The organism is Rhodoblastus sp. (assembly GCF_052145335.1).
Taxonomy (GTDB): Bacteria; Pseudomonadota; Alphaproteobacteria; order Rhizobiales; family Beijerinckiaceae; genus Rhodoblastus.
This window is the reverse complement of sequence record NZ_JBKQOU010000039.1, coordinates 1-10,293: the sequence shown is the minus strand read 5'-3', so window position 1 is coordinate 10,293 and position 10,293 is coordinate 1. Positions and strand designations below refer to the sequence as shown.

The following is a 10,293-nucleotide window of genomic DNA, read 5'->3' as shown; positions in this document are numbered from 1 at the left end:
ATTCGCCCTGCACGCCGATGACGAAGTTGTTGATCTGGTAGTTATAGCCAACGAAGCCGCCGCCAATCACGCCATTGTTGGTGCTGTTGTGGCTGAAGGTGTAGGGGTAGCCGGGAACCCAGAGGTTGGCGTTGCCCCAGGAGCCGCCGATGTCGAGACCGCCGTAGAAGCCGGTCCAGGAGTAAACGGGAGCCGGGGCGACGTAGACCGGGGCTTCCTTGCGGGAGGGAAGATCGGCCGCGAAGGCCTGGCCGGCCAGAGCCGCCAGGGCGACCGTGGAAAGCAGGAAATTGCGCATATTCATTCTCCGAAAATTTATCGAACGAGAGTTCGTTCTCTTCTCATGAGCGCCGTTGCGAGCGCAGACGCTGACGATGATCTACACGATTATGGGACCAAGCCCAATCTTTTTGCCGGGGTGAAGTCTTGTTCGGCGGCAGGCGTTGCATTTTAGCTACAGCGGATAGCCCCCACTGCAAGCAGCGCTGGTTCCCGGCCGATCCAAGACTGAGGCAGAACCTCGGTTGAAACCGGCCGCGATTTTGGCGCGGCGAGATAAATCTATCGAGATTGCGTAAAATAAGTCTATCGAAGCGTAGTTAAGATAGATTTACTTTACTCCAGCTTGCCGATGTCGCCCACCGAAAGCCCCACTTCACGGGCCAGATAGACCGGCGCCTCCGTGAAAAGGCCGATGGCGAGCATGATAAGCCTGCGGCGCCGCGTTCCTGGCGATGTCCAGCAAGGCGTTGGCGAATGCGATGCCGGCTGGCCGACCGTCGGCTCCAGGCGGTCTCGCTATTGTCAGTATGGCCGGATGAGCGAATCGTTGGCAGTTCCATGGCGACCAGCGCGCCGGCTTCGGATCCGCGCCGCCGGAAGGCCGCTCGGTCGCCGATTCGCTCTGATTCAGGTCACTGCAGCAGCTTCAGCAGTGCGCGGCCGGCCTTGCTGTGCAATTCCGCGGCGTTGAGCGTGCCGTCCGAATCGACATCGGCGGCTTTGAAACGTCGCTCGACCAGAGTGAGAAATTCGTCCTTCGTCAGGGTTGCGTCCTTGTCGGGGTCGGCGCCGGCGATTTCGTCTTTTTTCAAGCGGACGTGCAGTTCCTTGGCGTCCAGCGTTCCTTCGTGGTCGCGGTCGAGCCGGTCGAACAGGGCGGCGGCGGCGTTTTTCGCTTCGGCCAGATCGACCGATCCGTCCCGATCGGCGTCGAGCCCTTTTGGCAGGCGGGAGCCGGAGACGGCCGGCGCCGTGGCGAAAGCCAGAAGCCCGGCGAGTGCGATCAGCAATGGGCGGCGTGACAGCATGTTTCCCTCCTCGCGACGGTCGGGGCCGCTGCCCTCCGGGGCTGCGACCCGATTATCTATTTATCCTTTTTGGTCCCCCTGGTTCCCGTCGGGGATAATTAACCGTCCGGAAAATGAGGGCGGAGACGATGCAGTGCCGCAGGAACGGATCGAAAACGTGGGAGCACAGAATCAAAGCTTCATTCTGGCGGTGGGGCGGGACGCGCCAGATTTACGGGAATAAGTGTGTTATTTTCGTTGGATATACAGATGATCTAATGTTTAGCGCGAGGGTTTCGCGTTCGGCCCGTCACCCTACCGAAAAAACCGGCCGAGCGCAGGTTAGCGCGATTGCAGCCCTTCCGGGGTTTTCGCGAACCTGCGTCCCTTCGCTTGAAAACGCTGTTGCAGCGCCGACGGGCGCGCTTGCTATTTGATGATTTTGACGATTTCGGCTGCAGTCAGCAGATCCCCGCGGCGGCTGTCATAAGCCGCGTCGAAGCGATGAAGACGGCTTCTGTGCTGGGAGAGGCTGTGGGAGTGGGAGTTGAGGTAGTGATCCTTGAACTCCGCAAACCTCTCCAGTTTCGTGATCAGGAATTTCGCGACGCTGTAATGCGCCGCCTCATGATTGAGGTCAAAACCTTCGAATCTCACCTCCTTCACGCCGGCGCCCTCCTGGACGAGCGATTTGGAATGCTCCGAAAGCCCTTTGTAGGAAGCTTCGAGAATGCTCCACATCTGCAGGATTTCGCAAACTTCCTTCACTTCCGGCGGATCTTTTTTCTCCGTGAACGGAATGTCGGTGAACTTCCAATGCAGGCCCCACGTGTGATCGTCAACGATGGCGTCTTTCACAAAGCCCGGGTCGATGGCGCCGCCGGCGCCCAGTTTCTCATGAATGTCCGCCAGCATCACCAAAATGAGCTTTTCGCCATCCGACAATTTCATGATCGATTCCCCTACCGTTCTTGAAGCGCCAGCTTAGCCGCTGACACGGCTGTCCTGAAGCGTTGTTTCGACATTCCGCCTGCGCGGCCAGCGCATCGACGAGGCTCATGAGTAGCGGCGCCGACAGGCCCGCCGATGCGTTGCCATTGACTTTAAAAAACCTGCTGATTCCGATGTGTCAGAATTGGCGGAAGACCAGGATCCACCAGCAGTCGTACGAACGAAAAATCGAAAGCAAATCAATGATCTTGCTTGCGGTTCGGACCATATTCCGGACCTTGTGTCAAGTTTAGCGTCCCGCGTCGCCCTGAGTCGAGGCGCCGCCCCCATCATTCGCGGAGGGTCGAAATCGCCGCTTCGGCGCGACACGATAGCCCATAAAGGACGATTGCGGCCGCCGTGGAGACATTGATCGAATTAGCCATGCCGCGCATTGGAATTTCGATGACGGCGTCGGCGAGATCGACCACTTCCTGCGAGACGCCATCGAATTCGCCGCCGAGGACAAGGCACACCGGGAAGTTCGGCGTGAACGCTTCAGGCCGAACGCTATTGGACGCCAATTCGACAGCTGCAATCTGATATCCATCGGCCTTGGCGCGTACGACCGCCTCCATGGCCGTTTTTTCCTGCGACCACGGCGTCCAGAATTGCGTTCCACACGCGGCCTGACCCAAGTTGCGTTTGCGCAAGTCGACTTCAGCCCCGGTGATCACGAGTCGCTCGGCCAGCATCGCATCGCAAAGCCGGAAGATCGCGCCGATGTTATAGGCCTGGGTCACCCGGTCGAGCACCACCATGATCGGCAAGCGCGGTTTTGCCGCAAAAACATCCCGATCGCACTTGGATCTGCGCAATTCCGCAGTCGGCAAAACCAGATGCCGTGGCTCTCTGCTCATGTTGCCTCGCGGTTGAGCGGCGTCAGGGAAACGCCAGTTTGAGCAGTGGCGTCAGCGTGAGTCCCAGTTCAAAACATTGCGGATTACAGCAAAAGGCCCCGGGAAAACACCCGGGGCCGGTTTCGTGCATTTGCTGACTTAGTAGCCCATTCCCATGCCGCCGCCCGGCGGCATTGCCGGCTCGTCCTTCTTGGGAGCCTCGGTGATCGTCGCCTCGGTGGTGACGATCAGGCCGGCGATCGACGCGGCGTCCTGGATGGCGGTGCGCACGACCTTGGTCGGGTCGATGATGCCGAGCTTGACCAGATCGCCATATTCGCCGGTTTGCGCGTTGTAGCCGAAGGCGTAGTCCTGCGATTCGAGCAACTTGCCGACAACGACCGCGCCGTCGTCGCCGGCGTTGTCGACGATCTGGCGCGCGGGCGCCTGGATCGCCTTGCGGACGATGTCGACGCCAGTCTTCTGGTCCGCGTTCTGGACTTTTACGTCCGCCAGCGCCCGGATGGCGCGAAGCAGGGCGACGCCGCCGCCCGGCGACACGCCTTCTTCCACCGCTGCGCGAGTGGCGTTGAGAGCGTCGTCGACGCGGTCCTTCTTTTCCTTGACTTCGGTCTCTGTCGAGCCGCCGACGCGAATGATCGCGACGCCGCCCGCCAGCTTGGCGAGACGCTCCTGCAGTTTTTCGCGATCGTAGTCGGACGTGGTTTCCTCGACCTGCGCCTTGATCTGGGCGATGCGGCCTTCGATGTCCTTCTTGTCGCCGGCGCCGTCGACAATGGTGGTGCTTTCCTTGTCGATGCGGATTTTCTTGGCGCGTCCGAGCATCTCCAGGGTCACGTTCTCGAGCTTGATGCCGATTTCCTCGGAAATGACCTGGCCCTTGGTGAGAATGGCGATGTCCTCAAGCATGGCCTTGCGGCGGTCGCCGAAGCCGGGGGCCTTGACGGCGGCGATCTTGAGGCCGCCGCGCAGCTTGTTGACGACGAGCGTCGCCAAAACCTCGCCCTCGACATCTTCCGAGACGATCACCAGAGGCTTGCCGGTCTGGACGACCGCTTCGAGCACCGGCAGGATCGCCTGTAGCGAAGAAAGCTTCTTCTCGTGAATCAGAACGTAGGGCTCGTCGAACTCGGCGACCATCTTCTCGGCGTTGGTGATGAAATAGGGCGAGAGATAGCCGCGGTCGAACTGCATGCCCTCTACGACGTCGAGTTCAGTCTCGAGGCTTTTCGCCTCTTCGACCGTAATGACGCCTTCGTTGCCGACCTTCTGCATTGCCTTGGCGATCATGTCGCCGATCGATTTGTCGCCATTCGCCGAGATGCCGCCGACCTGGGCGATCTCGTCATTCGAGGTGACCTTCTTCGAATTCTTCTTGAGATCGACGACGATGGCTTCGACAGCCAGATCGATGCCGCGCTTCAAATCCATCGGGTTGAGACCGGCGGCGACGGCCTTGGCGCCTTCGCGCGCAATGGCGGCTGCAAGAACAGTCGCGGTCGTGGTTCCGTCGCCTGCGGCGTCATGCTGCTTGTTGGCGACTTCGCGCACCAGTTGCGCGCCGAGGTTCTCAAAACGGTCGGCGAGTTCGATCTCCTTGGCGACGGTGACGCCGTCCTTGGTGATGCGTGGCGCGCCATAGGATTTTTCGATGACGACGTTGCGGCCTTTCGGCCCCAGCGTGATTTTCACCGCGTTGTTCAGGATTTCGACGCCGCGCAGTATGCGGTCGCGCGCGTCGGTGGAGAAACGAATGTCTTTGCCGGCCATAGTGGTTCAACTCCGAAAGAAAAATCTTGGGTTTTCGAGAAAAGCGGGTTGGTTCAGCCAACCACGCCCAGAATGTCGCTTTCCTTCATGATCAGCAGTTCCTGACCGTCGATCTTGACCTCGGTCCCCGACCATTTGCCGAACAGGACGCGATCGCCTGCTTTCACGTCGAGAGGGACGAGAGCGCCGGCTTCGTCGCGAGCGCCGGGCCCGACGGCGACGACTTCGCCTTCCTGCGGCTTTTCCTTGGCGGTGTCGGGGATGATGATGCCCCCTTTGGTCTTTTCTTCGCCCTCAAGGCGTCTGAGCACAATCCGGTCATGAAGGGGTCGGAACGCCATGTTGTTTTCCTTGATCAGGCCTCGGGCAGACTTCGCTGAAAGGACGGTCGCCGATGGACCCGGGTTTCTTCCTGTTGGCACTCACCTGTCGTGAGTGCTAACGCGCCCACCACATGGGCATGCCGCCGCTGCGCGTCAAGACGTCGCAAGACAGTTTCACGAAATCTCACGGGAATAGACAGGAAAGTTTAGCACAACGGACGGCGCTCTTCGTTCGAATGTTTAAGTCTTCGGTCAAGATAAAAAATACCAGCTTGCGATTCTGGTAATAAAGGCGTAAATCTTTGATCGCTGATTTTCGAAGATCAATCCGGATTTGACTTCGGCTCGTTTTTTTTGAGCGCATGCTCCATTGAGGCGGATGGCTGTCGACGAAGGCGCCACCGGTTCCCGTCGCGCGGCCGCCGTGATCCAGGCGCTGCAAATCGATCGAACCCGATGTCCGACGCAACGGTCCCCGGCCGCCGTTGGACGCCTCGATTATCATGTCCGTTCCGCTGGTTATTCTGAGGATTCCCGTCGAGCACGGGCTTCAAATCCGACCATCGACGGGACCGAAATTACTGCTCGACAGTTCAGCGCCGAGGTCGAAAGCGCCTACGGCCTCAGCAAGTGAACCTGCTTCAGGTGAGCCGGCTCCAGGCGAGCCCGCTCAATTTGTGCAGGCCCAGGAAACGACGGCTCTCCGAACCTGAGCCTTTAAATTCAAGGACAGTCTATGAAACCTGAACATAATAACCGGTCGCGGAGCCGCCCGACGGGCGCCCGTCGCGACTCCAACCCGCTGACCCGCACCTACGATTCGAATGGGCCTGACGTCAAAATACGCGGAACGGCGCGGCACGTGGCCGAAAAATATCTGCAATTGGCGAGAGACGCTCATACCGGCGGCAATCCCGTCGCGGCGGAGAACTATCTCCAGCACGCCGAGCATTATTTCAGGCTGATCGCAGCCGCTCAGGCGGGGCCCCGTGCGGCGGGAGAACCCCATCCGGACGATTTCGAAGCTGAGAACGGCGACGGCGGATTGCCCGATCGTTTCGCTCTGCCCGTAGAGCCGGCCGCGCAGCTCTTCGCCGTTGAAACCGGAACTTATCCCCGAAAAGTTGGCTGAGTTTCCCGGGCGGATGGCCGTCGGCGCGTTGTTTTTCGACCTCCATTTCGACGACCGACCGGCAAAAATGACAACGTCCCGCCTCCGAACGAGGATGGGGCGCCTATCCCGATGGGGATACCGCGAAGTCATGGGGATACCGCGAAGTCTTGCCGTCGCGCAGAAAGTGACGCCAAAGCCCGCCAAGGGGCATCCGCTGGCGGGACGCCTCTCCGATAACGGCGCCGCCGCCCGCCCTGGGAGCTAAAGGGTCAGAGATAGGCCTCGCCGTCCTTGGCGCAACGCATCTCGGACAGTCGCCAGCCGGGACGCTCTTTCAGCCATTCGACTGCGCCGACCATGCCGGCCTTCAACATGCACTGGATTTCGTTGTCGGCGTCGAGCGGTCGCTCATGCGCTCGCAATGGCCGGAAGCGTCGCAGGCTAGGAAGGCGACGGAATAATGCTTCTCGGCGTTGAATTCCTGCGCATGCCCCCGCTCCGCGAGGCAGACGAGCGCAACTAGCGTCGCGACGAAGACGAACCAGATTTTAACGAGCATGGCGACCCCCTTGCCGACCGAATGTTTCTCGAAAACGACCGCCCAATTCTCGGTCTTCTCGGTGAGCATAGGCTGGAAGACGGCTTCCTCGCTGTGTATCAGTTCACATGCTGCGGGACTTTGGCGTTGCGTGCGTCGCGCTCGGTTGCGGCCTCGTTCGTGCGGCGCCTCGAAGCCCGGAGATTTCGCCTTCCCGCGGTAGAAACGCCTGATCCGACCGGTCCCACAAAAGCGACGACAATTTCCTCAGACGTTCGGTCCGAAATCGAGTTCGCCAGCGTTGGCTCCGGCGACGGAGAAAGCAAATCCCTCACGGCTTTTTCAATCATGTTCGTGCCTTCAAAAATCCATTGGGACTGTTGAGGAATCGGGAGTTTTTGCGCTGTTTGTTTATCTTTTTGACGGAAGGGCGGCTCATTCAACTTTTTTGGATCATCAATGCTGCGTTGACCATGATTGTCGCCTATCTCGTTTGGCACAGATATGGCGCATCGCGAGAGCCAAATTGGCACACGCGTTATAAAAACGATTATAAATCAGAATGTTAGAGTGGCTGGGAGACCTGGATTCGAACCAAGATTAACGGAGTCAGAGTCCGCTGTTCTACCGTTGAACTATCCCCCACCGGGCTTATCGCCGCTGGTCGGGTTGACATAGCCAAGAGCAGCCTGGAGCGCAACCCCCTTTGAATGCTTCGCGGCAGGAGTTGCGCCTTCCTCCGAGATTCCCTGGTCACAAATCGCTTGTCGGGCCGGTCCTGCCGGCCTTATGCTGGCGCTTTAATGAACATGCGCGGTTTTCGCGCGGGAGAGAAACATTTGGCGTTGGTGAACGCGACTGGAGCGCAGAATGCGCTCGCCGAGCCTGTTGCGGCGCGTCTGCAACGGTACGGCGACGGCAAGACCTATGCCTCGCGCGCTCCCGCCACCTATGCCGCGCTCGATCTCGGCACCAACAACTGCCGGCTTCTGGTCGCGCGCCCGATTCGCGATCGGGAATGTCTTGGCGACGAAAACTTTCGCATCGTCGACGCCTTCTCCCGTATCGTGCGGCTCGGCGAAGGTTTGAGCCAGACCGGACGCCTGAGCGAGGAGGCGATTCGCCGTACCATCGACGCGCTGCTGATCTGTCGCGACAAGATGATGGCGCGTAGCGTAACCCGCGCGCGGCTGATCGCCACCGAAGCATGCCGCGCCGCGGAAAACGGCCTGGAATTCGTCGAAAGGGTGCGCGAGCAAACCGGCCTGAAGCTCGAAGTCATCAGCCGCGAAACCGAGGCGCACCTGGCCGCCGCGGGATGCGCCTCTTTGGCCGATGCGGCGGCGAAAGCCGTGGTTCTGTTCGACATTGGCGGCGGTTCGTCGGAAATCGTCTGGCTGGGCGGGGGCGTGGGGCAAAGCAGCGAACGCATTCGCCATTGGACTTCGCTGCAGCTTGGAGTCGTGACCCTGGCCGAGCGTTTCGGCGGCGCGGAAGTATCTTTCGCCCAGTTCGACGCGATGACGGACCTGGTGGTCTCCGAATTGCAGCATTTCATCGATTCCGCCTCACGGGAGGAAAGGTGCCATCGTTTCCATCTGCTCGGCACGTCGGGCACGGTGACGACGCTGGCCGGCGTCCATCTCAACCTGCCGCGTTACGACCGGCGCCGGGTCGATGGGCTTTGGATGTCCCATATCGAAATCGACGCGGTGATGAACCGGCTGCGCCGGATGTCCTTTGCGGAAAGGTCGCAAAATTCCTGCATCGGACCGGACCGCGCCGATCTGGTGCTGGCCGGTTGCGCCATCCTCCAGGGCATCCGCCGCTCGTTCCCGTCGGAGCGCATCCGCATCGCCGATCGAGGGCTGCGTGAGGGAATGCTGCTGGAACTCATGCGCGCCGACCATTCCTTTACCGTTTGAATCCGACAAAACTGTTCAAGCGCGGCTTTTCCGGCTACGGGAAGCGGTCGGCGCCGAGTTTCGCGCCGGTTGGATAAGGGGCGCAATCAGTGAAAAAACCCACCGGCGGATCGGGCGGCGAAGGCGGGCGCGGGTTGAAGACTCGGGTAAAAACCGCTCGCAAACGCACGCTTTCCTCGACTTTGTGGCTGCAGCGGCAATTGAACGACCCCTATGTCGCGCGGGCCAAACGCGAGGGCTGGCGCTCGCGCGCCGCCTTCAAATTGCTGGAAATCGATGAAAAATATCAACTTCTGCAACTGGGTCAGCGAATCATCGATCTCGGCGCGGCGCCGGGCGGCTGGTCTCAGGTGGCGGCGAAAAAAGTCCGGTCCCGGGATGGGCGCGGCAAAGTGGTGGGCATCGACCTGCTCGACATCGAACCGATAGCCGGCGTGGATTTCGCGGTGCTGGACTTTCTTGCCGACGACGCTGCGGAAAAGCTCAAAGCCATGCTCGGCGGCCCGGCCGACGGCGTGCTTTCCGACATGGCGGCCAATACCACCGGGCATAAGCAGACCGATCACCTGCGCATCGTCCATATCGCAGAACTGGCCGCCGATTTCGCTGGCGAGGTGTTGAAGCCCGGCGGCTATTTCCTGTGCAAATTGTTTCAGGGCGGCGAAACCGCCGATCTGGTGAATCGGCTCAAGCGCGACTATGCCGTGGTGCGCCATATCAAGCCGCAGTCGAGTCGCGCCGGTTCGGCGGAGCTTTATGTTTTGGCGATAGGTTTTCGCGCCGCGCCAAAAGCCGATCCAATTCCGAATCTCGCGGACGATGGCCAGATTTAGGTCAGAAACGAATGCCATTCGCATGAGGCGAGTCGCGGTCAGAAAGAGCATAAATGCAGAAAGCCCGGCCAGACGGCCGGGCTTTCTTCGATACGCCGCGAAGGCGAATTAATCTCAGTACTTGGCGACAACGGGTTCCGGAGCGCCAAACTTGTACGCCAAGCCGGCGCGGAAGACGTTGTCCGTGAGGGTCGTGCGATAATAGCCGCCGGAGAGATTGCCATCGAAAAAGGCGTTGTTGCTGTTGCCGAAGTTGTAATAGCGATATTCGAGACGGCCGGTCCAGTTGTTGGTGAAGGCATATTCGAAGCCGCCGCCGACATCGTAGCCGGTGCGGGTGTTCGAACGGCTGATGCCATAGCCGGTGCTCAGGTTGTAGAGATCAGCCGACTGCTGGTCCCAGGCCACGCCGCCGATGGCGTAGATCAGGGCGCGATCCCAGCCAAATCCAGAATAGCCGAGACGGCCGTCGATCGAGGCGATCCAGTCCTGGTTGAAACTGGACTGATAGACGTAGTTGTTCAGGCCGAGCGGTCCGGAGGTGTAACGGGAGTTGCCGTTGCCGGTGCCGTCGAATTCGCCCTGCACGCCGATGACGAAGTTGTTGATCTGGTAGTTATAGCCAACGAAGCCGCCGCCAATCACGCCATT

The 10,293-nt window shown here is 60.0% G+C and carries 12 protein-coding genes, 1 tRNA gene and 1 pseudogene; 3 read left to right on the top strand and 11 right to left on the bottom strand.

The features are described 5' to 3' along the window. The 7 genes and pseudogenes from ACLP2E_RS02705 to ACLP2E_RS02675 form a co-directional block, all read right to left on the bottom strand. Positions 1–298: pseudogene (locus ACLP2E_RS02705) on the bottom strand (porin family protein); the annotation flags it as partial. Between the two features lie 616 nt (positions 299–914). Further along, on the bottom strand, positions 915–1,310 hold the full coding sequence (locus ACLP2E_RS02700) for a calcium-binding protein (RefSeq protein WP_442464732.1): 396 nt from the start codon (positions 1,308–1,310) through the stop codon (positions 915–917). Between the two features lie 408 nt (positions 1,311–1,718). After that, positions 1,719–2,240: a YfbU family protein gene (locus ACLP2E_RS02695; protein WP_442464731.1), complete on the bottom strand. Its 522-nt coding sequence runs from the start codon at positions 2,238–2,240 to the stop codon at positions 1,719–1,721. A 329-nt stretch (positions 2,241–2,569) separates the two neighbouring features. Beyond that, a complete protein-coding gene (locus ACLP2E_RS02690) occupies positions 2,570–3,139 on the bottom strand; it encodes a TrmH family RNA methyltransferase (protein WP_442465082.1) in 570 nt (189 codons plus the stop codon). A gap of 138 nt (positions 3,140–3,277) precedes the next feature. Continuing rightward, positions 3,278–4,909 carry a chaperonin GroEL gene (groL, locus tag ACLP2E_RS02685; RefSeq protein WP_442464729.1) on the bottom strand — a complete coding sequence of 544 codons (1,632 nt, stop codon included), beginning with the start codon at positions 4,907–4,909 and terminating at the stop codon, positions 3,278–3,280. Between the two features lie 53 nt (positions 4,910–4,962). Then, on the bottom strand, positions 4,963–5,250 hold the full coding sequence (gene groES, locus ACLP2E_RS02680; RefSeq protein ID WP_442464728.1) for a co-chaperone GroES: 288 nt from the start codon (positions 5,248–5,250) through the stop codon (positions 4,963–4,965). Positions 5,251–5,416: 166 nt separating this feature from the next. Then, positions 5,417–5,737, bottom strand: coding sequence for a hypothetical protein (locus ACLP2E_RS02675; RefSeq protein ID WP_442465081.1), 321 nt, complete (start codon positions 5,735–5,737; stop codon positions 5,417–5,419). Positions 5,738–5,968: 231 nt separating this feature from the next. Here ACLP2E_RS02675 and ACLP2E_RS02670 point away from each other — a divergent pair, with 231 nt between their 5' ends. Continuing rightward, positions 5,969–6,364 (top strand): DUF4167 domain-containing protein, encoded by a 396-nt coding sequence (locus ACLP2E_RS02670; RefSeq protein WP_442465080.1) that lies wholly within the window; start codon positions 5,969–5,971, stop codon positions 6,362–6,364. A gap of 349 nt (positions 6,365–6,713) precedes the next feature. Here the strand turns inward: ACLP2E_RS02670 and ACLP2E_RS02665 are convergent, their stop codons facing one another. From ACLP2E_RS02665 to ACLP2E_RS02655, 3 genes are all read right to left on the bottom strand, one after another. Continuing rightward, positions 6,714–6,974 (bottom strand): hypothetical protein, encoded by a 261-nt coding sequence (locus ACLP2E_RS02665; protein WP_442465079.1) that lies wholly within the window; start codon positions 6,972–6,974, stop codon positions 6,714–6,716. Positions 6,975–7,003: 29 nt separating this feature from the next. Then, entirely contained in the window at positions 7,004–7,384 is a 381-nt protein-coding gene (locus ACLP2E_RS02660) for a hypothetical protein (protein WP_442465078.1), read from the bottom strand. A 71-nt stretch (positions 7,385–7,455) separates the two neighbouring features. Next, positions 7,456–7,529: transfer RNA gene (locus ACLP2E_RS02655), tRNA-Gln, on the bottom strand. Between the two features lie 194 nt (positions 7,530–7,723). Between ACLP2E_RS02655 and ACLP2E_RS02650 the strand changes: the two genes are divergently transcribed. Then, positions 7,724–8,809, top strand: coding sequence for a Ppx/GppA phosphatase family protein (locus ACLP2E_RS02650; protein WP_442465077.1), 1,086 nt, complete (start codon positions 7,724–7,726; stop codon positions 8,807–8,809). 89 nt (positions 8,810–8,898) lie between these two features. Then, positions 8,899–9,642: an RlmE family RNA methyltransferase gene (locus ACLP2E_RS02645; protein ID WP_442461084.1), complete on the top strand. Its 744-nt coding sequence runs from the start codon at positions 8,899–8,901 to the stop codon at positions 9,640–9,642. Between the two features lie 114 nt (positions 9,643–9,756). Here ACLP2E_RS02645 and ACLP2E_RS02640 read toward each other — a convergent pair. Beyond that, on the bottom strand, positions 9,757–10,293 hold a 537-nt coding region (locus ACLP2E_RS02640; protein WP_442461085.1), incomplete at its 5' end, for an outer membrane protein.